This is a genomic window from Agrococcus sp. KRD186, assembly GCF_017168255.1.
GTDB lineage: Bacteria > Actinomycetota > Actinomycetes > Actinomycetales > Microbacteriaceae > Agrococcus.
This window is the reverse complement of record NZ_JABFAP010000001.1, coordinates 3,003,162-3,025,171: the sequence shown is the minus strand read 5'-3', so window position 1 is coordinate 3,025,171 and position 22,010 is coordinate 3,003,162. Positions and strand designations below refer to the sequence as shown.

Below are 22,010 nucleotides of genomic sequence, written 5' to 3'. Positions count from 1 at the left end.
ATGCCCGTCTACGCCTATGCCTGCACCGCCTGCGACCACGCCTTCGACGTGCGGCAGGGCTTTCACGAGCCCGCGCTCACCGTCTGCGAAGCGTGCGGCGGCGCGCTGCGCAAGCAGTTCGGCGCGATCGGCGTGAGCTTCAAGGGCTCGGGCTTCTACCGCACCGACTCGCGCGCCGCCGCCAAGGCCGGCGCCTCCTCCACCATTCCCGGCGGCTCGTCCGCCGGAAAGTCCAGCGGCGACTCGTCCGCCGCCAAGAGCACCAGTAGCCCCCAGCCTGCTGCGAAGACCTCCACCGCATCCAGCGGCGGAGCCGGCACGGTCGCCTGACCGGGCCGTTCACCCCTTCACAACCAGCACACTCTCGAGGAGGACCCCATGGAGGGCTTCAAGAAGTTCCTGATGCAGGGCAATGTGGTCGAGCTCGCGATCGCCGTCGTCATCGGCACCGCGCTCACGGCTGTCATCACCGCGGTCGTCGACGGCATCATCACTCCGATGATCGCCGCCATGTTCAACGCCGATGACATCGCGGATGCCACCGCGGGCATCTTCAAGATCGGCCTGGTCATCGCCGCGCTGATCAACTTCGTCATCATCGCAGCGGTCGTGTACTTCGCGCTCGTCCTGCCGATGGCGAAGCTGAAGGAGCGCAACGACCGCCGCAAGGGCGTCACCGCCGACGAGCCGGCCGAGACCGACGTCGACATCCTGCACGACATCCGCGACCTGCTGCGTGCGCAGCAGGCGCCGGGCACCGCGCCGCGCGCCTGACGCGCCACGCACACCCGCACCACGAACGGCGGTCCCGCGAGGGGCCGCCGTTCTGCGTCTGCGGGTGGCGCCACTGCGCCTCTCCGGCTGCCACCCCCGGCGGCCACCACCGGCGGCCAGCACCGGCGGCCACCACCGGCGGCCACCACCGGCTGCCACTTCCGCGCCCCACCGGCACCGCACCTTCCGCTGGCCGGACCCCTTCGGGATTCGAGGACCCGATGTACCGGGTCCAGCCCGACGGAACAGGTCCACGCAATGGTCTGCTGCCGGCAGAACGGGTCCGCGAATCCCGAACGGGTCCCCGAATCCCGAACGGGTCCCCGAATCCCGAACGGGTCCGCGCAGCGGCGGCGAAGGGACGCGTGCGGGCGGCGTGCGGGCGGCGTGCGGGCGGCGCGCGGCCGCCGCGCAGCCGCCGCGCAGCCGCTAGCGCTTGCCCCAGTGCGGCGGTAGGTCACCCCAGAGGCGCGCGTCGTTCTCGGACGACTGCTGGCGCTCGGTGGGCGGCTCGCCCGTGTAGCCGGGCGACGGCTCCGTGCTCACTCGGCGACCGCGCCTGCGGATCACCATCGGCGCCGGCGCATCCTCGATGAGCTCGTCGGCGCCGGCTGGCTCGGCGGCGCGGGCCGTCTTGTCAGCGCGCGTCGGCTCGCTGTCTGCCGCCTCTGCGGCACCGGCTACCTGGTGCGCGCCAGCCGCACCGTCGGACGCGCGACGGTCGCCGGTCACGACGTCGACGCATCCGCCCCGACGAGCTCGGCGATGCGGTCGGCCACACCCTCGGGGTCGGTGAACAGCTCGAAGGCGTGCACGCGCATCGTGTGCCAGCCGAAGCGGCGCAGCACCTCGGGCCGCAGCCGCAGCGCCTCGCGCAGCGTGCGGTCGCCGTCGTCGTGGTCGGCCTCGATCGCCGCGCAGACGCCGCCGTTGGCGACCACGAGCGGCAGCTGGCCGTCGTAGGAGACGTCGGCCCGCAGCCCGCGCCGGCGCAGCCGCGTCGCCAAGTCGACCATGAGCGGGTCGCCGCCGTAGTACGACTGCGGGCGCTGGCCGGCGGCCGCATCGAGCAGGATCTCGCGCAGCTGCGCGGCTCCGTGCTCGAGCTTCGCCGGGTCGAGCTCTGCCGCGTCGAAGGAGGCGACGATCTGCAGCGACTTGCGCGCCCGCGTCATCGCGACGGCCAGCAGCCGCTCGCCGCCCTCGTGGCCGAGCGTGCCGAAGTCGACGTTCTTGCCGTGCTTGGTGTGCCCGTAGCCGATGGAGAAGATCACCCGGTCGCGGCTGAGCGCGCTCGCGTGCGTGACGTCGACGATGACGAACTGCTCGTCGCGGTCGGCGACCACGAAGTCGGTGAGCGCCGAGTTGTGCGCCAGCGCCGCCATCACGGCCTGCTGCACCCGCACCTCGTGCTTCTCGTTGGCGGTGACCACCATGAGCGACTCCTGCGGGCGCGAGCGCGCGTGCTGCGTGACCAGCTGCACGACCCGCTCGACCTCGGCGTCGGGGCTCTCGACGGTCGCGGCGCCCTGCTCGGGCAGGCCGTGCGCGCCGTGCACGATCGAGGCCGTCAGCGAGGCGTGGCCCAGGTAGGCGCCCGCCCACGGCAGCGCCTCGATGCGGCCCTCGTAGAAGCGCTCGTTGACGGCGGTGACCAGGTCGGCGCCGCCGGTGCGGTACGAGCGGGTCAGGTGCAGCTTGGGCAGCACCGCGCCCAGGCGCGACAGCGCCGACTCGGCGTGCAGCTCGTCGGGGGTGGCGAGCTCGGCGCTGGGGCGGATGCCGAGCGTCGAGATGCCGACGTCGAACGGCGATGGCGTCTGGGTGGCCGAGTCGCCCACCGCGATCACCTGGCGGGCGCGGCTGATGGCGCCCGCGGCCTCGGCGATCGTGATGGCGCCGGCGTCCGCGATGATGCAGACGTCGAAAGGGATGCGCTTGGGCACCCGGTGCAGGTCGTACGGCGAGGCGAGCCACACCGGCGCGACCGAGCGGGTCAGGTGGCCGGCGACGCGCTGCAGCTCGTCGGCGTCCACGGGACCGGCCTTGACGAGTTGCCGCAGCGCATCCGCCTCGCCTCTGTGGTCGTCGACCGCGAGCCGCCACTGCTGGGCGATCTGGTGCGCGAGCCGGGCGCTCGAGGCATCGACGTGGGCCTCGTCGACGAGCGCGAAATCCTGCTCGAGGCGTCGCAGCACCTCGGTGTTGCCGCGCAGCAGGGCACGCTCCTTCGCCAGCATCGTCTGCAGCGCCGACTGCCACCAGGCCAGATCGAGCTCGTGCTCGACCTGGTCGTCGCTGACGTGCCGGTCGGCGAGGTCGGTGAGCAGCGCGTCGAGCTCGAGGCGCTCGATCGAGGCCATCAGCTCGGCCCGCTCCTGGATGTTCTGCAGCGCGTCACTGGGCGCGGCCAGCTCGGCGACCCGCTCGGTGAGATCGCCCATCGACAGGTCGATGCTCTTCGTCTCGGGCCCCAGCGCCGCGTCGAGGCTGCCGAGGCGCGCGGCGACGTCGCGCAGGCGCGCGTCGAGGGCTGCCAGGCCCGCGGGCACCGAGGGGATCGAGCCGTCCGGCGCCCACTTCGCCCACAGCCGCCGCTGCTGCTGCGCCGCGACGAGCACGTCGTGCAGGTCGGGCACGCTGCTGCCGGGCCGCACGTACTCCTCGGCGAGCTTGCGCAGCCGCCGGCGCTGCATGCCGCCGAGCGACTGGATCGCCTCCCGGCGCGGGCCGGTGGCGGTGATGAGCTCGCCCAGCGGCCGGTCGTAGATCGAGGGCGTCATCACGTCGAGCGTGGCGCGCACGTCGGTCAGCAGCGCCACCTGGATGCCGAGCTCGGCCAGCGACGCGGCCGGCCGCAGCTTCGTGTCGCCGATGACCTTCTTGGCCTCGGCCTGCAGCGCGTGCAGATCGCCGCCGGCGAGTGCCTTCGCGTCGTCGAAGGCAGCGGATGCGTCGCCGCTGGTCGCGAACGACGCCCCGTACCAGGGGGTGTCACCCGGGCCGTACTTGAACTGGCCGAGGTCTGCGGCCTTGCGCATGGTGGCGGCCACGCGCGGGCGGTCGGTGGCGAGCTGCCGGGTGGCCTGCTCGCTCAGGCGCGCGCGGGTGGAGGGGGCGGGCGTCAGCATCGCCAGCCGCGAGAGCTCCTTGAGCGCGTCGAGCACGCTCACGTGCAGCTCGGGGTCGACGCGCTGCAGCGCCGCGCGGTAGTCGAGCAGCACCTTGCGCAGGCGCAGCATCGCCTCGTCGATCTCGTTCGTGTCGGGCTTCGCTGAGCTCTCGATGCGGCGGATGGCGGCGATCAGGTCGCGGCGCAGCGTCGCCTCAGAGACGGCGAGGCCCTGCAACTTGGTGGCGGCGAGCCGGTCGCCGATGTCGCGCAGCGTGGCGCGGCGGGGGCTGACGACGAGCACGCGCTTGTCGTCACCGACGAGCGCGGCGATCACGTTCACGAGCGTCTGGGTGAGGCCGGTGCCGGGCAGCGCCTCGATGACGAGCGAGTTGCCGGTGGCGGCCTCGGCGATGACGGCGTCCTGCTCGCCGTCGGCGTCGAGCACCAGTCGGTCGACCTCGGGGTCGCGCCGATCCTGCGGCGTCTCGTCGATGCCGGCGCGACCCTCGCGCAGCCGCCAGGCGGCCTGCTCGTCACCGCGGACGGCGTCGAGCACGTCGTGCTCCTGCTGCTGCAGGTCGGCGGCCATCGGCTCGCCCACGTCGGCGAAGGTCGAGGCGAGCAGCCTCGCCTCCACCGTGAATCCGGGCACGTGCGCGGCTGCCTGCCGCAGCGCATCCAGCACCGCGTTGGGGGTGAAGGTGCCCTCGCCGGAGCCGAGCTGGATGAGCTGCCGCTCGTCGAGCCGCACGCCGTGGTGGCCGCGCAGGATGCTCGCCAGCCGCGGGTTGACGAAGGGGCGGCCGAGCAGCTGCAGCTCGAAGTCACGGCCGCGGCGGCGCACCACCAGCGGGCGCAGCAGCACCGGCCCGTAGACCTCCGTGTCGCCATGCGGGAAGCGGGCCATGCCGATGCCCAGGTGCACGGCGTCGATCGAGCGGGCGGCGGCGAGCTCGATGCCCTTCGAGGCGATCGCGGCGGCGGCCGAGCGGGCGGCGCGCAGCGCGAGGTCGTCGCGGATCAGGCTCGAGAGCGCCGTCGGCCTGCCGGTGATGAACTGTGCCAGACCACCGGGGTGCGTGGTGGAGAGCTCGATCCGGGTGGCGGTGGTGTCGATGAAGTCGGTGAGCGGGCTGCGGCCGCCGACGCTGCGGAGCGCGGCCGCCCAGGCCTCCCACTCCCCTTCGCGCCTGGCGGGCTGCGACTCTGGGGAGGGGACGGATGCGGGGCTGACGAGCTCGCGGTCGGGCCCGGCCACGTCGGTCGGTCGGTCGGGCGCGCCATCGTCGATCGCGTCGCTCTCGGCCGCGGCCTCGCCGAACGCGGCGTCGTCGAACGCGGCTTCGTCGGTCTGCGCGCCGTCGACAGGCCGGTCGCCCTGGTTCTCGGTCTCGTCATCACGCACACCGCGAGGATAGTCAAGCGGAGGCTCGGCGCCTGGGTGACACTGCGAGAACCCGCAGAATCGCGCGGCTCAATCGAGTCGGGTCACCGATCCGGCCGCAGCGATCAGACCCGGATCGTGCGCCGCTACCAGCACCGCGACGCCGTGGTCGACGAGGCCCGCGAGCAGCTCGATGACCGTGTCGGCGCTCTCGCGGTCGAGACTCGCGGTCGGCTCGTCGGCGACCACGACCGCCGGCTCCATCAGCAGCGCCCGCGCGAGCGCCACCCGCTGCCGCTCACCGCCGGAGAGCCGGTCGGGCGTGTGCTGCATGCGATGGTCGACGCCCACGTGCTCGAGCAGCTCGACCGCCCGCGCGGTGAGCCGCTTGACCGCTCGCGTCGGCACGGCCGGCAGCAGCACGTTCTCGAGCGCCGTGAGCCCCGGCAGCAGCTCGCCGCCCTGGTCGAGGTAGCCGAGGAAGGTGTTGCGGCGGTCGGCGAGCGCGTGCGGCGACAGCTCGGCGATCGCATCCCCCGCCCACGCCACGCTGCCCTCGGTCGGGTTCGCGAGCCCGGCCGCGACCCGCAGCACGCTCGTCTTGCCCGAGCCCGAGCGCCCGGCGAGGCAGTGGAAGCCTCCGGCCTCGAGCACCAGGTCGTAGCCCTCGATGACGGTCACGGTGCGGTCGGCGGCGACCGGGTAGGCGATCGTCACGCCGTCGAGTGCGAGCACCGGATGCGTCGCCGCGACCTCGCTGGCCGCCTCGGCTGTGTCTGTGGTGGTCATGGGCGTCCCTCCGTGGAAGCGGGCTCGGCGGCGGCCGACTCGGTCGGGCGAGCTCGCCTCGAAGCGCGCGCTGACGAGCGATCGGTGCGCTGCAGCGCGAGCAGGAGCAGGAGGGCGAGCAGCGCCGCCAGCGCCGCCAGCGCGATCGGCATCGGGTCTTCCACCCCCGCGAGCGGCGCGCCGAACCACGCGATCACGGCGGCGAGCAGGATCGCGGGCACGCCGACCGTCACCAGCTCGACCGCACGGGCGCCCCAGATGCGGCGGCTCCCCCAGCCCATCGCATGCAGCGCCCGCCACTGCCCGGCGCGCAGCCGCGCATCCAGCCGGCGCGCGAGCACCACCAGCACGACACCCGAGACGATGCCGATGGCCGCAAGCAGCGCCTGCACGATCAGCGCCTGCGCGCTCGAGGCGTCGGCGAGCTCGGTCCGGCCCGCGGCGGCGATGCCCTGCTGCACGACCGTCCAGGCGCCGGCTGTCGCGAGCCCGATGAGCACGAGCGCCGTCAGCACCGTGAGGGCATGGCCGAGGTGCAGCCGGGCCTGCCCGATGCCGAAGCCCACCGTCGAGGTCGCGAGCGCTCGAGGCGTCGGCACCGGCGCATGCTTCCCGCCTGCCAGCGCACGCGGCGGTGCGGGAGTGGCATGCAGCGCCGGCACCGAGACCGCGAGCGCCCCGCCGGCGATCACCACGGCGACCGCGAGTGCCCCGCCCACGATCCACGGCGTCGAGGCATCGACATTGCCGATCGACTGCGTCGCCATCAGCCCGATCGCGCCGAGCCCCGCGACCGCCAGCACGCCCAGCGTCACAGCGTCCTCAGCGGCGAACCGACGGGCGATGCGCGAGCGGCGCCAGCCGATCCTGGCGAGCAGCGCCGCATCGCGATGCCGCGGGCCGACGCCGGCCAGCTGCACGACCCCGAACAGCAGCGTGGCCGCGCCGATCGCGAGCGCCAGCACTCCGATGGTCGACGAGACCACCGCCGCCTCGACCCGCTGGGCAGCGCCGATGGACGGCCACCGCTGCTCGACCGTGCCGAGCGCGCCCACCGTCTGCACCGCATCCGTCCCCGAGGCCTCAGCCTGCGCGAGCGCATCGGGCGAGACGCCGAAGGCCCAGCCGCCCAGCTCGATCGGCACGTCCTGCCGGCTCGAGCCCGCCGCCATCGTCACGGTGAAGCCGGCGTCCACGAGCCGCTGCCCGACCTCGGTGACGCGCTGGATGTTCTGCTGCGTGTAGCCGCCCTCGACGCCCGCGACCCGCACGCGGATCGACGAGATCGGGTCGTCGAGCTGCAGCAGTCCCGCTTGCGAGATGTCGGCGACCACCGTCGGCACGGGATTGGTGATGCCGAAGCCGGTGATGGGCGGCGCGAGCTGCACCGGATCGACCGGGGCGCCCGAGGCATCCGCCACCAGGGTCGTCTCGACCCGGTCGAACGAGCCGAGCGGCGCATAGCCGAGCGAGGAGTCGTCGATGGCGATGGCGGATGCGTCGTAGTCGGCGATGGGGACGACGGCAGGCATCCCCTCCAGACTCTGGGGCACGTCGACGTACTGCTCGACGATCTGCCGGTACATCGACTGCGCGCCGATCGCGGTTCCGTCGGCGGACGGCGAGAAGAGCGTGCGACCACGGGCGTCCCACAGCAGACGTGGGTCGAGGTACTCCTCGGCCATGACCGCCACGCCATCCCCTTGCGACGTGAACGGCAGCGCGGCGGTGACCGCAGAGCCCGCTGGGACGATGCCGGGCATCGGCTCGAGCTCGTCAGGGCCGACTCGCGGGGCATCGTCGCCGAGCATCGGCAGGACGATCGCGTCGGTGCCGAAGGGGTCGAGCAGCGTGCTCGCGTCGAGCTCGTACTCCCGCACGAGGGTGCCCGGCTCCTCGCCGAAGACCGAGCGGGGCACCCCACGGATGCCGCCGTCCTCCGGCGCGTCGAAGCCCGACTCGACGCGCACGCTCAGCCGCAGCGATCCCTGCTGCACCGGCGCGGTGAGCACCGGCAGCACAGGCAGCGGATCACGGTTGCCGATGACACCCTGCAGCTCCTGCACAATCTCGCCGTCCGGCCCGGTGACGTCCTGGAGCCGCGCGCTCTGCTGCTCCGCCTCCTGCTCGATCGCGTCGGTACGCGCGTTCGGCGCGCTCTCGAAGTGGTCGGCGAGCGTCTGATACGTCTGCTCGCTGCCTCCGAGGTCTGCGAGCGGTTGCAGGAACGCACCCTCGCCCCCCAGCAGCGTCTGCTCGGCGGCCGGATCGACAAGCGTGATGGTCGACGGCACGACCGGCACCGCCTGCAGGGCAGCGACCACCTGGCCCTCCTCGATCGTGGTCGTCGCGTTGCCCTGGCCGTTCGACCCGACCACTTCCATCGGGAATCGGAGGTTCACGAAGCATTCGGGAGCTTCCGGCGACGGTTCGGTGTAGCCCACGCCGTCAACCCAGCAGGTGCCCTGCTGCTGCGCCGCCTGCTCAGGCGTCATCGGGGTGACCGTCGGAAGATCGGCGTCGTCGAACGAGATGCCGACGCGCACCTGGTCGATGACGCGCTCTCCGAGGCCGTCGTCGCTCGTGTAGGTGAGCGTGAGCCGATAGCCGTGCGGATCCTCCACCGTGTCGCCAGGCGTGATGGGCGCAGAGACGTACAGCCCGGTCGCGCCGAACTCGGTGTCGACCGTCACCGACCCGAGCGGCGCCGCCACCTCCACGCCCTCGATGCCCGCGACCGTCGCGAGGTCATCGAGCGTCATGCGGGTCTCGAGCGCGCCGAGCGCCGACGGCGAGATGAGCCCTTCGAGCTCGACCTCCGAGCCCGGTGCAGTCACCAGCAGGTCGTAGAGGCCGCGCCAGTTGTCGTCGAGCAGCCCCTGCAGCTGCGCCGACGCGGCTGTGCCGGTGCCGGCGCTCGCGATGAGGCTCAGAGCGAGCAGTGCGGTGGATGCGGTGGTCAGTCGCGAGCGCAGCGCACGACGCAGCGGGCCGGGGCTGCCCCCGCTGGTCGGCTTCTGCGCACGCACCCGCCCATCGTCACATGCACGCGCGGGCAGCGGCACCGCATCCGCCGCTTCGTTATTGAACCGTGCTCAATGTGCATTGTTCGCCCGCCTGCATCTGTTGAACAATTGTTGAACGCGCGATACCTTGGCTGGCATGGCGACCACGATCGGGTTCCGCCCCACCGCCGATGACGCGCGGATCCTGCGCAGTGCGGCGCTGCCGGGCGAGAACACATCGGACACGCTGCGTCGGGCTCTCCGCCACCTCGACCACGAGCGCTGGCTGACGCAGTTCCGCGCGGACGCGGAGGCGTTGCAGGACGAAGACCTCAACGCCGAGCCCGAGGCCTGGTGATTCGCGGCGCGGTCTACCGCATCGACCTCGGCCGGCCGCGTGGCCACGAGCAGGGTGGCAAGCGGCTGGGGCTGGTCGTCTCGCCTTCCGACTCGCCGCTTTCGGTCGTCACCGTGATCCCGGCGTCGACCTCGGCGGGAGCGTCGATCTACCGGCCCGAGTTCGAGATCGCCGGCCGCCAGACCCGCATGCTCGTCGACCAGATCCGCTCGATCGACGTCGACCACGTCGTAGGCGAGCCAGTGGACTACCTCACCCGCGATCAGCTCGCCGAAGTCGAGCTCGCGCTGGCGCACTACCTCGGCGTGCAGGACGCCGCCCCGCCGCCGTCCGCGTAGGAGCGGCTCAGTACCAGGCGTCGCCGGTGCGCCGCGTGTAGACGGCGCGCAGCCAGCGGCCCGCCTGCTGCCACAGCGCGAAGCGCGGGCTCAGCGGTAGCTCGTACGTCGGCATGTACTTCACCGGCTCCTGCGCCCACGCGGTCTTGAACGTGTAGAGGCCGCGGATGTCGCTCGTCTCCCACTCGGCCGGGTCGGGGATGTTCGCCAGCTCGTACAGGGTGACGCCGTCGGCGTGCAGGTCCTGCATGATCTTCCACTGCATGAGGTAGGGCGCGAAGATCTTCGCGTTCTCGCGGATCGAGCCCGCATCCTTGTACCAGGCGGTGTCGCCGAAGCGCATCACGAACGCCATCGACTGCACCTCGCCCTCGTAGTGCGCGACGTAGAAGTGGCCCTGGCCGACGGTCTTGTAGACATCCCAGATGCGCTGGAAGTACTCGGGGTGGCGGAAGTAGCCGCCCGAGCGCGTCTTCGTCTCGCCGATGAGGCGGTGCATCTCCGCCTCGTTTTCGGGCGTCATCGGCACCTTCTCGACCGTCACGCCGAACTTGTTCTCGGCCGCGCGGTACGAGTTGCGGGCGCGCTTCTTGAAGCGGGCGGCGACCTCGTCGAGCGTGCCCGTCAGATCGACGGCGACCGCGTGCTGGTACTGGCTCGAGGCGGCCGGCACCCAGCCGTTGCGCTCGAACGCGGCGATCAGCTCGGGATCCTCAGCCTCGAAGGTCTCCATCTTCAGCCCGAACCAGCGCTTCGGGTAGGCCTTGGCGCGCGCGGTGATCGCGTCGATCGCGGCAGCGTCGATGCCCGAGACGCGCGGCAGGAAGAGCAGGCGTCCGGCCAGCGGCGCGGTGCGCTCGAACAGCTGGATGGGCAGCTCGCGGCTGCCACCCTCGGCGGTCGGCACGGCAACCGTGTCTCGCAGCGCCCTCCACGGGCTCGCCTCACGGGTCTTGGCCCACGCATCCGACTGCATGTAGTGCGCGCGCGACTGCCCGGCCAGCACCTGCGCATCCCACGCGACGCCGTCGGTCGCCTTCGCCGGCTTCGGCTCGCTCGAGGTGCTCATGCGCTCGCTCTCTGAAGGGTGGTGGGCGGATGCGGTGTGTCACGCAGGTGCACACGGCACCGCCCTCGATGGTACCGGCGCGCGCCGCCGGGGCGGGGCGTCGAGCCGGCCCTCCCCCGACCGCATCGTGATCGAGCGGGCCACCGGGCGCCAGTGACCGGGCTGCCGACGGCGGAACTGCAGCTGCGGCTGCCTGCGCGGCGCTGAACGCGGCCCCGCGACTGCCATGCTTGGCGAATGGCCCGGCCAACTGATCTGCTCGCCGTCCTCGTCGACGGCGACAACGTGGCGCCGTCGATGATCGGCGCAGTGCTGACGGAGGTCGCGCGCCTCGGCACCGCCACCGTCAAGCGCGTCTACGGCGACTGGTCGCAGTCGAACCTGGTCGGCTGGAAGGCGGCCGCGAGCGAGCATGTGCTGCAGCCGATGCAGCAGTTCGCCAACACCAGGGGCAAGAACGCGACGGACATCGCGCTGATCATCGATGCGATGGATCTGCTCTACACCGGGCGCTTCCAGGGCTTCTGCATCGTCTCCTCCGACGGCGATTTCACGCGCCTCGCGTCGCGCATCCGCGAGCAGGGGCTCACTGTCTACGGCTTCGGCGAGCGGAAGACGCCCGAGTCGCTGCGGAATGCCTGTGACGAGTTCACCTACCTCGATGTGCTGACCGCACCCGAGGCCGAGGACGTGGCGCCAGCGCCCAAACGCGTTCCCGCTCCTCAGCTGCGGAACGATCCGAAGCTGGTCAACGGACTGCGCGCGTGCGCGACCACGGCGTCGGGTGAGGACGGCTGGGCGAATCTCGCAACGGTCGGCTCGCTGATGCGCAAGCAGCAGCCCGACTTCGACTCCCGCAACTGGGGCTATGCGAAGTTCTCCGACCTCGTGCGAGCGACCGAGCTGTTCCAGATCGAGAGCCGCGAGGGCGGCGGCATGCAGGTACGCAGCAAGAAGTAGCGCTCAGGCCGCGGTGCGCAGCAGCCGGAAGTCGTGCCGGCGCAGCAGCCGCAGCACCACCGCCCCCGCTCCGCCGAAGGCTCGCAGGCCGGCGTCGGTGCCGTACGGCTCGACCGCGACGATCTCGTGCGGGGCGCCGTCGACGACCAGGACGCATCCGCCCGCCGCGACGATGTTGCGGTACCAGTTGACGTCGTCGCCGTAGGTCAGCTCACACACGAAGCCCTCGGGCACCGGCGCCACGATGATCGGCGTCTCGAACGTCTTGCCGCTCTTGCGCCCGACGTGGCGCACGAGCGAGAACGGCCCGACCGAGCTGCGCGCCGCCCTGCTCGTGAGCTTGTTGAGCGTGTGCTTGATGAACCAGAGCCAGGCGCGTCGCATGACGCCATCATGCTCCTGAGGAGGAGTGCCTCGGGGCGGCGCTCCTCGCGCCGCCCCGCGCACCGCGCTCAGCGCTGGTTGTACTCCGCTGCCGCCGCCACCACGTCCGTGGAGAACGTTCCCTGCGTGACCGCGGTCGCGCCGCCGTCGACCGGGATCGTGACGCCGGTCACGTAGTCGGCGAGGTCGCTCGCGAGGAAGGTTGCGACCTTGGCGATGTCATCGGCCGTGCCGGTGCGGCCGATCGGCTGGGTGGATCCGAGCCGCTCGGCGAGGAAGTCGGCGAACGGCTCGGCCTCCTCCATCGCCACGCCGAACGAGCGCGCCATGATCGGCGTCATGATGATGCCCGGCGCGATCGCGTTCGAGCGGATGCCGAGCGGCGCGAGCTCTGCGACCGCCTGGCGCACGACGCCGACGACCGCATGCTTCGCGACGGTGTAGCTCGCCGCCGACCAGCCGCCCTGGATGCCCGCGGCGGAAGCGGTGGAGACGATCGACCCGCCCGTGCCCTGCGACTGGAACTGGCGCGCCGCATACTTGTGGCCGAGCAGCACCGAACGCGTCAGCAGCGCGAGCGTCTTGTCGAAGCCTTCCGAGCCGACCTCGAGCATCGACGACGGGTCGCCCCCGGCGCCGGCGTTGTTGAACATGATGTCGAGCTTGCCGAAGCGCTCGACGGTCGCGGCCACGAGCGACTCGATCGCGGCCTCGTCCGTGACGTCGGTGTGGACGTACAGCGTGCTGTCGCCCAGTCGCTCCACGATGGACGCGCCGAGCTCGTCCTGGATGTCTGCGATCGCGACCTTCGCGCCTTCTGCGACGAAGCGCTCGACGGTCGCGAGGCCGATCCCGCTGGTGCCGCCCGTGACGATGGCGACCTTGTCTGCAAGCAGTCCTGTCATTTTCGATTCCTCTCACTCACGACCCCGGATTGCCTTGCGCCCCCGGTGGGGCCGAGCCCCGGGGTATCACCCGTCAACCTCGACGGAAGGCACCCGACGCGAATGCGTCGACGATCTCCATGTAGGTCTCCTCCGGCTCGGCACCCCGCGTCACCATCGCCTCGAGGGCGAGCCGGGTGGCACTCGCGACCGCAGCGGCCGCCGTTCGCGCGGCGATGCTCTCGGGGTCGAGCCCGAGCCGGGGCGCGAGCGCCGGACCGAGCGCGCGCTCGCCGGCGTGCACCTTGCGCAGGAACACCGACCACATCGCGTCGTCCTGGAAGACGAGCGGGAAGAGCGTGCGGGTACGGGTCGCGGCTTCTCCGCCCAGACCAGCGCGATAGGCCGCTCGAAGCAGCTCGGCGATCGGCAGCTCCGCCGGTGCACTCACGATGGGCTCGTCGAACCGCCTCGTGATCCAGTCGAACAACGGTGCGACGCACTCTGCCTTGCTCGGGAAGTAGCGATGGAAGGTGCGGGGCGGCACATCGATGACCGCGGTGATCTCGGCGACTGTGAGCTCCGTGGTGCCGCGCGCCATGAACAGCTCGCAGCAGCGCTCCGAAGCCCGCAGACGCGACGCCTCGAGCGCGCTGAGTCCACTGTTTCGCTCCATGGCTTCATGCTAGGCCAGTGTGGCAGAAACTGCCACACTGGTGACGACCCAGGCCGTGGTCATCGTGCCGCCCGGCGAGGATCTCCCCTGCGGTTCGCGATCGACGGCGGCGTCGCGGCTCGCTGTTCTCTGACAGCGTGGTGTCGGGCCGATGAACTCTGCCCGCAGGCGGATCGATGGCGAGGAATGGCCGATAGCGTGGATTCTCTGCCCGTGGCTCGTTTGCACACGCGACCCGAGGCATCCGCCCCTCTTCACATCCGGAGCCCCATGACGTCTACAGCCACCGGCGCGGTGCCCACGCAGCGCCCCCAACCGCAGCACCAGCCTGCGGAGATCGATCCCCGCGGGATGCGGGTGATCTGGCTGTTGCTCGTCGCGGCCTTCGTCGCGATCCTGAACGAGACGACGATGGGCATCGCCATCCCGGCGCTCAACGAGGATCTCGGTCTCGCGCCCGAGCTCGGGCAGTGGCTGACGAGCGCGTTCATGCTCACGATGGCCGTCGTCATCCCCACCACGGGCTTCCTGCTGCAGCGCTTCACCACGCGGCAGATCTTCATCGCCGCGATGACGCTCTTCTCGATCGGCACGCTCGTGTGCCTCGTCGCGCCCGGCTTCGCCGCGCTGCTGCTGGGCCGCGTCATCCAGGCCGCAGGCACGGGCATCATGATGCCGCTGCTGATGACCACGATCATGAACGTGGTGCCGGCGCACTCGCGCGGCCGCACGATGGGGCTCGTCGGCCTCGTGATGTCGCTCGCGCCCGCCATCGGCCCGACGCTGTCGGGCGCGGTGCTCGAGCTGCTCAACTGGCGCTGGACGTTCGCGATCGTGCTGCCGATCGCGCTCATCGCGCTCTTCGTCGGCGCGAAGTGGCTGACGAACCTGGGTGAGACGAGCAAGCCGCCGCTCGACGTGCCCTCGGTCATCCTCTCGGCACTCGCCTTCGGCGGCATCGTCTTCGGCCTGAGCCAGCTGGGCAGCGGCCAGGGCGGGGAGGGCGGAGCCGGGGCATCGGCGCTCTCGCCGGTCGCGCTCGGCAGCATCGCGCTCGTCGCCGGCCTGGTGATGCTGGTGCTGTTCGTCTGGCGCCAGCTCAGGCTGCAGCGACGGGAGGGCGCACTGCTCGACCTCCGCGTCTTCCGCTCGCGCAACTTCACCGTCTCGGTCGTCATCATGTCGATCATCTCGATGGCGATGTTCGGCACCCTCACGCTGCTGCCGCTCTATCTGCAGAACGTCGTCGGCCTCGACCCGCTGCAGGCCGGCCTCATCCTGCTGCCGGGCTCGGTGCTCATGGGGCTGCTGGGCCCGGTCATGGGTCGCATCTATGACGCCAAGGGGCCGCGAGTGCTGCTGGTGCCCGGCACGCTGCTCGTCGCCGGCGTGCTGTTCTTCTACTCCACCGTCGGCGAGACCACCCCCGCCGTGGTGCTGGCGCTCGCGCAGACGGCGATGTCTGTCGGCATGTCGATGTCGTTCACGCCGCTGTTCTCAGCCTCGCTCGGATCCCTCCAGCGCCGCCTCTACTCGCACGGCTCCGCCGTGCTCAACACCCTGCAGCAGGTCGCGGGCGCTGCCGGTGTCGCGATCCTCATCGGGCTGTACTCGAGCGTCTTGCACGCGGGAGAGGCCTCCGGGTTGTCGATCGCCGTGGCCGGTGCCCCCGGTGCGCGAATGGCCTTCCTCGTCGCGGCGATGATCTCGCTCGCGGCGGTCGTGCTCGCCTTCTTCATCCGCAAACCGGCCGACCAGGAGGTGCCAGCATGAACGAGACCGAGCTGCGTGCGCTGCTCGAGCGCTCCCCTACGATCGCCGTCGTCGGCGCCTCCACGCACCCCGCGAAGGCGGCCCACCGCATCCCGGCGATCCTGATCGAGGCGGGCTTCACCGTCATCCCCGTGCACCCCACGGCGACCGAGATCCTCGGCCAGCGCGCCTACCCCACGCTCGCCGAGATCCCCGTGCCGGTCGACCTCGTCGACGTCTTCCGCCCCGCGGCGGAGACGCCGGGCATCGCCCGGCAGGCGGTCGAGATCGGTGCGCCGGCGCTCTGGCTGCAGCTGGGCATCGTCTCGGCCGAGGCGGCCGAGATCGCCAGCTCGGCAGGGCTCGACTACGTCGAGGACGCGTGCACGGGAGCGCTCGTCGACCGCCTCGGCATCCGTCCGCGTCGCGAAGGCTGACCCCTTCGCCTGGGCGGCGGCCGCAAGCTGTCGCCGCGCAGGGTCAGTTGGGCTTCGTGGCCTTGCCATCGAGCCAGAGCGTGTCGCTCTCGTCGCGGTGCGAGCCGGTCGAGCCGACGTGCTTCGCGTCGATCTGCGGGCCCTTCCTGATGACGTGCACGAGCGCCATGCCGTGCCCGCGACCGAGGTCGTAGTCGGCCTGCAGCCAGGCGAGGATCTCGCCGGCCTTCACCTTGTGATCGTCGAAGCCGCGCGCCTTGGCCTGCTCGACGAGCGCGCGTGGCGTGAGCCCGGTCTTGTCCTCGATCGCGTCGAGGTACGCCTGGAACGACATGGGCACAGGGTATTCCGCTCGCGCCCGCGACGGAGGAAGATCGCCGCCATGACCAAGTACCTGATCTCGTTCCCCGCCCCCGCGATGCAGGTGCCCGACGCCGAGATGCAAGCGGTGTCGGATGCGTCCCACGAGGTCGTGCGGGAGGCCAAGGCGGCCGGCGTGTGGGTGTTCGGCGGCGGCATCGACGAGGGCGTGCCGCCCGTGATGGTCGCCGGCGACGGCACCGTGACCGAGGGCACCTATCCGCAGACGAAGGAGCTCACTGGCGGCTTCGCGGTGCTCGAGCTGCCCGACCGCGACGCAGCGATGGCGTGGGCCGCGAGGATCACGGAGGGCTGCCGGTGCGCGCAGGAGGTGCGCGAGTTCATGTTCGACCCGGAGTCGTGATCGGCCAGAGCGTTGGTGCCCCTGGAGGGATTCGAACCCCCAACCAGCTCCTTAGGACGGAGATGCTCTTCCATTGAGCTACAGAGGCAGTGCCCGACGAGTCTAACGCGGGCCGCACGTGCGAAGCGCCCGCCCCCGGTGCGGGGACGGGCGCTCAGCGCGGGGGTTCAGCTCACGTGATGTCGTAGAACACCGGGGTGGAGCCGCCGATGTCGACACCCGCGACCACCGTGTTGTAGCCCGACCAGCCTCCGTGCACCGCGCTGCCGCCGCCGATGTAGATGCCGATGTGCGGGCTGCCGGTGCCGCCGTTCGCGTAGTAGATGATGTCGCCGGGCGACGCCGCCGAGCGGGGGATCACGGGGCCGAGGCTCGAAAGGTTCACCATGCCCGTGTACGTCAGGCCAGCAGCTGCGATCGCGCGGGCCACGAGCGCGGTGCAGTCCTGCGCCACGCCGACCTGCGCGAGCGCGGCGTTGGCGATGACGCTGCCGGATGCGCCGGCAGGCGCCGAGCTGGATGCCGCCGCCGAGGAGCCAGAGGTCGACGAGCCGCTGGAGCTGGAGCTGGCAGCTGCGGCAGCCTGTGCCTGCGCCTGCGCCTGCTCTTCGCGCTCGGCCTCAGCGGCTGCCTCGAGCTCTGCTCGGATCTGCTCGAGCTCTGCGGGGGTCGTGGCCTCCACCTCGAGGCGGACATCGGCCAGCGTGCTCTCGCCGGCGGTCACCACACCGGAGACCTGCTGCGCATCGCGGGCGACGAGCGTCGACAGCGACTCCTGCGAGCCCGTGTCAGAGCTGGAGGCGAAGGCCGGCAGCGCGAGCGGGGTGGCAAGGGCGGCCGCAACGGCGATCACGCCGACGCGACGGGCGCCACGCACGACCGAAGCGCGGTCGAAGCGCTTCTTGCCGGGCTCGGTGCCGGTCAACTCGGTAGAAGTCGTCACAGGTTGATGCTCCAAAACTCTCGTTGCGTAGACGCGCCGCTGGGCGACACATCGACATACGTTACCAAATCGTTACCGATTTGTCATCAGGCTCGCAGGTTCAGCCGAACCGGCGCACCTCGGGGGTGCCGAACGCGGCGAGCATCGCCGCGTAGTTCGAGTACTTGACGGGCTTGCCGCTCGTTGCGGAGTGGATGATCTGGTTGCCGCCCGCGTAGACAGCGACGTGCCCGTCCCACACCAGCAGGTCACCCGCGGCGACCTGCGAGGCCGGCACGGGCGTGCCGTAGCCCGCCTGCGCGTTCGACGCGTGCGGGAGGTAGTGGCCGGCCTGGCCGTAGACCCACATCGTGAAGCCTGAGCAGTCGAATCCAGTGGCCGGGCTCGAGCCGCCCCAGACGTACGGGACGCCGAGCTGCGACTGCGCGATGGCGACGATGCCGCTGTTCGCCGGGATGCTCACGGTCGCCGCGGCCGCTGCGCCCGAAGCCGAGGATGAGCCGGATGCGTTCGCGGCGGCGGCCTCCCGCGCCTCGGCGAGCTCGGCCTGGCGGGCCTCCTCTGCCTCCTGCGCTGCCGCGCGGAGCTCTTCGAGCTCTGCGGGGGTGGTGCCCGACATGCCGTCGCGCCCGATCGCCTCGACGCGGGCGTCGGCGGCGACCGTGACGGTCTGCGAGTTCTCGGCGATGATGCTGGCGAGCTGCTGCTGCGAGAACGCCGGGCCCTGCTGCGAGAACGCGGCGGCCGGCAGCGACAGGGCGCCGACGAGCGCCGCGGCGATGCTGACGACGCCGAGACTCTTGGCGCCGCGGCGCACGGTGCCTGGCATGGTGCGAGCAGGGTCGTTCGCGACCGCGACGGTCGTGGTGTGCTGCTTCACAATCGGTGATCCCCCAGGACATTTCGTGCAGTTCCCCACACGGCTGCGTGCGGGGCTGACCCGGCGACACTACCCGACCGTTACCAATTCGTCACAATCGACAGGCACGGTATCGGCGAGCCTGCACGCTCCCTGAGCGGATCCTGAACGCGGGCGGCCTCAGGCCTCGAGGTAGACGTGCTGCGCGAGCTCGATCGGGAGGTCGATCGCCGCGCCGCCGACGACGGCGAGACGGATACGGCCCGCGGCCTCGGTCACCACCACCCGCGCGCCCGGCAGGACGCCCGCGGCCTGGAGCTCTGCCAGCCCCTCGACGTCGAACTGGATCGGCTCCCCCAGGCGCCGCACGACCGACTCGCCCCGGACATCCGTCGCCGGCACGACGCCTTCGAGGAAGGGCGCGGCCGGCGCCAGCCCCAGCTCCTCCAGCCCAGGGATGGGCGTGCCGTAGGGCGACTCAGTCGGGTTGCCGAGCAGGGCCAGCAGCCGGCGCTCGACCTGCTCGCTCATCACGTGCTCCCAGCGGCAGGCCTCGTCGTGCACCAGGCTCCAGTCGAGCCCGATCACATCGGCCAGCAGCCGCTCGGCCAGCCGGTGCTTGCGCAGCACGCGGGTCGCGAGCGCGCGGCCCTCGTCGGTCAGCTCGAGGTGCCGGTCGGCGGCGACCACCACGAGGCCGTCGCGCTCCATGCGGGCGATCGTCTGCGAGACGGTGGGGCCGGAGTGGTTCAACCGCTCCGAGATGCGGGCGCGCAGAGGGACGATGCCCTCCTCCTCGAGATCGAGGATCGTGCGGAGGTACATCTCAGTCGTGTCGACGAGATCGGTCACCCGCAGCTCTCCCTCTTGTCACGCATCCGGATGCCCCCACCTTATTGTCCTGCGCTCATAGGATCGTCCTGTGAGCGACATCCTTCTCCCCACCGACCTCCTGCCCGCCGACGGCCGCTTCGGCTGCGGCCCCTCGAAGGTGCGCCCCGAGCAGGTCGCGCGCCTGCAGTCGAGCCTCGAGCTGCTCGGCACCAGCCACCGGCAGGCGCCGGTCAAGTCGCTCGTGCGCTCGGTGCGCGAGGGGCTGGCCGAGCTCTTCTCGCTGCCCGAGGGCTACGAGGTGCTGCTGGGCAACGGCGGCTCGACCGCCTTCTGGGATGCCGCCGCGTTCGGCCTCATCGAGCGCCGCTCGCACCACCTGACCTTCGGCGAGTTCGGCGCCAAGTTCGGCAAGGCCGCCGCCGCGCCCTGGCTCGAGGCTCCGTCGATCGCGACCGCCGAGCCCGGCTCGCGCCCGCTGCTCGAGCCGGTCGCCGACGGTGTCGAGGTCGACGTGGTGGCCTACCCGCACAACGAGACCTCCACCGGCGTCTTCCACCCGGTGGTGCGGGCTCGCAGCACCGACGGGTGGGGGGCGGATGCGCTGACGGTCGTCGACGCCACGAGTGCGGCAGGCGGTCTATCCGTCGACGTCGCCGAGGCGGATGTCTACTACTTCGCACCGCAGAAGAACTTCGCCTCCGACGGGGGCCTGTGGCTCGCGCTCGCATCGCCGGCGGCGATCGAGCGGATCGAGCGCATCGCGGCGTCGGGCCGCTACATCCCCGACTTCCTCTCGCTGCAGCAGGCGGTCACGAACTCGCGGCTCGACCAGACGCTCAACACGCCGGCGCTCACGACGCTGCTGCTGCTCGACGAGCAGGTGCAGTGGATGCTCGCCGGCGGCGGGCTGGCCGCCATGGCGGCGCGCACGGCCGAGTCCTCGGGGACGCTCTACGCGTGGGCCGAGGGCCGCGCCGAGGCGACGCCGTTCGTGACCGACCCCGAGCACCGCTCGAACGTGGTCGTGACGATCGACTTCGACGACTCGGTCGACGCGGCGGCGCTGGCGAAGGCGCTGCGCGCGAACGGCGTGGTCGACACCGAGCCGTACCGCAAGCTCGGCCGCAACCAGCTGCGGGTCGCGACCTTCGCGGCGATCGAGCCGAGCGACGTCGTGCAGCTCACCCGCTGCCTCGACTTCCTGCTCGACGCGCGCTGAGCGGCCTGCCGACGCCGCCGGCGATTGCGCGCGAATGACGGATTGCTGCAGGAGTGACGCATCACTGGCGCACGGATCCCTCATTCCCTCGGCGAGGTGGCCGCGCATCGAACGGCTGCGCACCGCGCGGCTGATGCTCGACCCGCTGCACGTCGATGATGCGGATGCGATGGTGCGGGTGCTCCACGACGCCGCCCTGTACGAGTACACGGGCGGGGAGCCGCCGAGCGTCGCACAGCTGCGGCGGCGCTACACCGCGCAGGTCGTCGGGCAGTCGCCCGACGGTGCGGAGCGGTGGCTGAACTGGGTCATCCGCCTGCAGCCGTCGGGCGCGCCCGTCGGCTACGTGCAGGCCACCGTCGAGGAGGAGGACGGCGCGCGCACGGCGGAGGCGGCATGGGTCATCGGTGTCGCGCATCAGGGGCAGGGCTGCGCCGTCGAGGCCGCCGCAGCGATGATCGAGTGGCTCGCCGCGCAGCACGTGCGCACGGTGATCGCCCACGTGCATCCGCAGCACGAGGCATCGATGCGGGTGGCCGCTCGGCTCGGGCTGTCTCGCACCGACCGCAGCGAGGACGGCGAGGTGCGCTGGGAGCGCATGCTGTAGGTCTGGCCGTCCGTTGCGGGATCTGCACCTGTGGATTTCCAGCCGCCGACGCACGCGCTTCCCGATATCATCGCGATATCGAGGGGAGTCGGCATGGGTGAGCAGGCGCAGGTGCGGCTGATCCGCGAGCGCGCGGGCCTCACGCAGCGACAGCTGGCAGAGCGCTCAGGCGTCGCGCAGCCCAACATCGCGGCCTACGAGCGCGACGCCAGGCGCCCGTCGCCGGCGATGCTGCAGCGTCTCGCATCAGCGGCCAGACCTCGCCCCAGCGTCGTTCTCGCCGAGCAGCGATCCGCAGTCGAGGAGCTCCTGCGCGAGCACCATGCCAGCAGCGCACGGGTCTTCGGCTCGGTCGCCCGCGGCACCGACCGCCCCGGCAGCGACCTGGATCTGCTCGTCGCATTCGATGCCAGCGCCTCGCTGTTCGACATCGTGGGCCTCGGGCACGACCTCGAGGATCTGCTGGGCGTCGAGGTCGATGTCGTCAGCGAAGGCGGTCTGCGTCCCAAGCATGCGCGCATCCGCGAGGAGGCGGTGCCGCTGTGATGGACGCACGCATCCGGGAATCGCTCGACGACCTGCTCGAGTTCGCGGCGACCGGGGCGCGCATCGTCGAATTGGGAAGAGCGCGCTTCGACGACGACGAGCTCGTGCAGCTGGCGGCCGAGGCGGTCTTCATCCGCATCGGTGCCGCCGTCGCCCGTCTCGGCGATTGGTTCACCGCCGCGCACCCCGCCGTGCGCTGGAGGCAGATGAAGGACCTCCGCAACCTCGTCGCGCACGAATACGCGGTGATCGACTACGACGTCCTCTGGCGCACGCTGGAGGTCGACCTCCCGCGAGAGGCAGCCGCGATCAGGGCAATCCGCGACGACGAAGGCTGACGGAGCCCACGCACG

Annotated in this window: 24 protein-coding genes and 1 tRNA gene; 12 read left to right on the top strand and 13 right to left on the bottom strand. The window is 71.5% G+C overall.

From position 1 onward, the window contains the following. Both J1M46_RS14715 and mscL read left to right on the top strand, forming a co-directional pair. Positions 1-330, top strand: coding sequence for an FmdB family zinc ribbon protein (locus J1M46_RS14715; protein ID WP_206448465.1), 330 nt, complete (start codon positions 1-3; stop codon positions 328-330). Positions 331-378: 48 nt separating this feature from the next. Continuing rightward, on the top strand, positions 379-774 hold the full coding sequence (gene mscL / locus J1M46_RS14710; RefSeq protein ID WP_206448464.1) for a large conductance mechanosensitive channel protein MscL: 396 nt from the start codon (positions 379-381) through the stop codon (positions 772-774). Positions 775-1,203: 429 nt separating this feature from the next. Here the strand turns inward: mscL and J1M46_RS14705 are convergent, their stop codons facing one another. From J1M46_RS14705 to J1M46_RS14690, 4 genes are all read right to left on the bottom strand, one after another. Further along, positions 1,204-1,506, bottom strand: coding sequence for a hypothetical protein (locus J1M46_RS14705; protein ID WP_206448463.1), 303 nt, complete (start codon positions 1,504-1,506; stop codon positions 1,204-1,206). Beyond that, positions 1,503-5,294 (bottom strand): AAA family ATPase, encoded by a 3,792-nt coding sequence (locus J1M46_RS14700; RefSeq protein ID WP_206448462.1) that lies wholly within the window; start codon positions 5,292-5,294, stop codon positions 1,503-1,505. The genes J1M46_RS14705 and J1M46_RS14700 overlap by 4 nt, the downstream gene beginning before the upstream one ends. Before the next feature lie 69 nt (positions 5,295-5,363). Next, entirely contained in the window at positions 5,364-6,062 is a 699-nt protein-coding gene (locus tag J1M46_RS14695) for an ABC transporter ATP-binding protein (RefSeq protein WP_206448461.1), read from the bottom strand. After that, positions 6,059-9,091 (bottom strand): hypothetical protein, encoded by a 3,033-nt coding sequence (locus J1M46_RS14690; RefSeq protein ID WP_206448460.1) that lies wholly within the window; start codon positions 9,089-9,091, stop codon positions 6,059-6,061. Before J1M46_RS14690 ends, J1M46_RS14695 begins: the two co-directional genes overlap by 4 nt. Before the next feature lie 133 nt (positions 9,092-9,224). Here J1M46_RS14690 and J1M46_RS14685 point away from each other — a divergent pair, with 133 nt between their 5' ends. Beyond that, positions 9,225-9,425: a hypothetical protein gene (locus J1M46_RS14685; protein WP_206448459.1), complete on the top strand. Its 201-nt coding sequence runs from the start codon at positions 9,225-9,227 to the stop codon at positions 9,423-9,425. Beyond that, a complete protein-coding gene (locus J1M46_RS14680; RefSeq protein ID WP_342384399.1) occupies positions 9,422-9,763 on the top strand; it encodes a type II toxin-antitoxin system PemK/MazF family toxin in 342 nt (113 codons plus the stop codon). The genes J1M46_RS14685 and J1M46_RS14680 overlap by 4 nt, the downstream gene beginning before the upstream one ends. Positions 9,764-9,770: 7 nt before the next feature. Here J1M46_RS14680 and J1M46_RS14675 read toward each other — a convergent pair whose 3' ends face one another. Further along, positions 9,771-10,832 (bottom strand): lipid II:glycine glycyltransferase FemX, encoded by a 1,062-nt coding sequence (locus J1M46_RS14675; protein ID WP_206448458.1) that lies wholly within the window; start codon positions 10,830-10,832, stop codon positions 9,771-9,773. 237 nt (positions 10,833-11,069) lie between these two features. Here J1M46_RS14675 and J1M46_RS14670 point away from each other — a divergent pair, with 237 nt between their 5' ends. Then, entirely contained in the window at positions 11,070-11,792 is a 723-nt protein-coding gene (locus J1M46_RS14670; RefSeq protein WP_206448457.1) for an NYN domain-containing protein, read from the top strand. Positions 11,793-11,795: 3 nt separating this feature from the next. On the opposite strand, the gene J1M46_RS14665 is transcribed toward J1M46_RS14670, so the two are convergent. The 3 genes from J1M46_RS14665 to J1M46_RS14655 all read right to left on the bottom strand — a co-directional run bounded on the left by J1M46_RS14665 (position 11,796) and on the right by J1M46_RS14655 (position 13,736). Beyond that, positions 11,796-12,176 (bottom strand): nitroreductase family deazaflavin-dependent oxidoreductase, encoded by a 381-nt coding sequence (locus J1M46_RS14665; protein WP_206448456.1) that lies wholly within the window; start codon positions 12,174-12,176, stop codon positions 11,796-11,798. Positions 12,177-12,244: 68 nt separating this feature from the next. Beyond that, entirely contained in the window at positions 12,245-13,081 is an 837-nt protein-coding gene (locus tag J1M46_RS14660) for an SDR family NAD(P)-dependent oxidoreductase (RefSeq protein ID WP_206448455.1), read from the bottom strand. Between the two features lie 73 nt (positions 13,082-13,154). Beyond that, the gene (locus J1M46_RS14655) at positions 13,155-13,736 is read right to left on the bottom strand and encodes a TetR family transcriptional regulator (RefSeq protein WP_206448454.1); all 582 of its coding nucleotides are present in this window, start codon (positions 13,734-13,736) and stop codon (positions 13,155-13,157) included. Positions 13,737-14,006: 270 nt separating this feature from the next. Between J1M46_RS14655 and J1M46_RS14650 the strand changes: the two genes are divergently transcribed. Together J1M46_RS14650 and J1M46_RS14645 are read left to right on the top strand one after the other, a co-directional pair. Continuing rightward, the gene (locus J1M46_RS14650; protein WP_206448453.1) at positions 14,007-15,509 is read left to right on the top strand and encodes an MDR family MFS transporter; all 1,503 of its coding nucleotides are present in this window, start codon (positions 14,007-14,009) and stop codon (positions 15,507-15,509) included. After that, the gene (locus J1M46_RS14645) at positions 15,506-15,925 is read left to right on the top strand and encodes a CoA-binding protein (protein WP_206448452.1); all 420 of its coding nucleotides are present in this window, start codon (positions 15,506-15,508) and stop codon (positions 15,923-15,925) included. Before J1M46_RS14650 ends, J1M46_RS14645 begins: the two co-directional genes overlap by 4 nt. 43 nt (positions 15,926-15,968) lie before the next feature. Here the strand turns inward: J1M46_RS14645 and J1M46_RS14640 are convergent, their stop codons facing one another. Next, on the bottom strand, positions 15,969-16,259 hold the full coding sequence (locus tag J1M46_RS14640; protein WP_206448451.1) for a DUF4287 domain-containing protein: 291 nt from the start codon (positions 16,257-16,259) through the stop codon (positions 15,969-15,971). Between the two features lie 48 nt (positions 16,260-16,307). Here J1M46_RS14640 and J1M46_RS14635 point away from each other — a divergent pair, with 48 nt between their 5' ends. Continuing rightward, positions 16,308-16,649, top strand: coding sequence for a YciI family protein (locus tag J1M46_RS14635; protein WP_206448450.1), 342 nt, complete (start codon positions 16,308-16,310; stop codon positions 16,647-16,649). A gap of 13 nt (positions 16,650-16,662) precedes the next feature. Here J1M46_RS14635 and J1M46_RS14630 read toward each other — a convergent pair. The 4 genes from J1M46_RS14630 to J1M46_RS14615 form a co-directional block, all read right to left on the bottom strand. After that, a tRNA-Arg gene (locus J1M46_RS14630) sits at positions 16,663-16,737 on the bottom strand. Positions 16,738-16,821: 84 nt separating this feature from the next. Beyond that, complete coding sequence (locus tag J1M46_RS14625) at positions 16,822-17,592, bottom strand: NlpC/P60 family protein (protein WP_206448449.1); 771 nt, start codon at positions 17,590-17,592, stop codon at positions 16,822-16,824. A gap of 100 nt (positions 17,593-17,692) precedes the next feature. Beyond that, entirely contained in the window at positions 17,693-18,472 is a 780-nt protein-coding gene (locus J1M46_RS14620) for an NlpC/P60 family protein (RefSeq protein ID WP_206448448.1), read from the bottom strand. Between the two features lie 159 nt (positions 18,473-18,631). Continuing rightward, a complete protein-coding gene (locus J1M46_RS14615; protein WP_206448447.1) occupies positions 18,632-19,303 on the bottom strand; it encodes an iron dependent repressor, metal binding and dimerization domain protein in 672 nt (223 codons plus the stop codon). Between the two features lie 70 nt (positions 19,304-19,373). Here J1M46_RS14615 and serC point away from each other — a divergent pair, with 70 nt between their 5' ends. From serC to J1M46_RS14595, 4 genes are all read left to right on the top strand, one after another. Next, entirely contained in the window at positions 19,374-20,504 is a 1,131-nt protein-coding gene (serC, locus tag J1M46_RS14610; protein WP_206448446.1) for a phosphoserine transaminase, read from the top strand. 133 nt (positions 20,505-20,637) lie between these two features. Then, a complete protein-coding gene (locus J1M46_RS14605; protein ID WP_241249145.1) occupies positions 20,638-21,111 on the top strand; it encodes a GNAT family N-acetyltransferase in 474 nt (157 codons plus the stop codon). Between the two features lie 93 nt (positions 21,112-21,204). Beyond that, positions 21,205-21,657: a nucleotidyltransferase domain-containing protein gene (locus J1M46_RS14600; RefSeq protein WP_206448444.1), complete on the top strand. Its 453-nt coding sequence runs from the start codon at positions 21,205-21,207 to the stop codon at positions 21,655-21,657. Next, positions 21,657-21,995, top strand: a complete 339-nt coding sequence (locus J1M46_RS14595; RefSeq protein WP_206448443.1) for a HepT-like ribonuclease domain-containing protein — start codon at positions 21,657-21,659, stop codon at positions 21,993-21,995. Before J1M46_RS14600 ends, J1M46_RS14595 begins: the two co-directional genes overlap by 1 nt. The last annotated feature ends 15 nt before the right edge of the window (positions 21,996-22,010 follow it).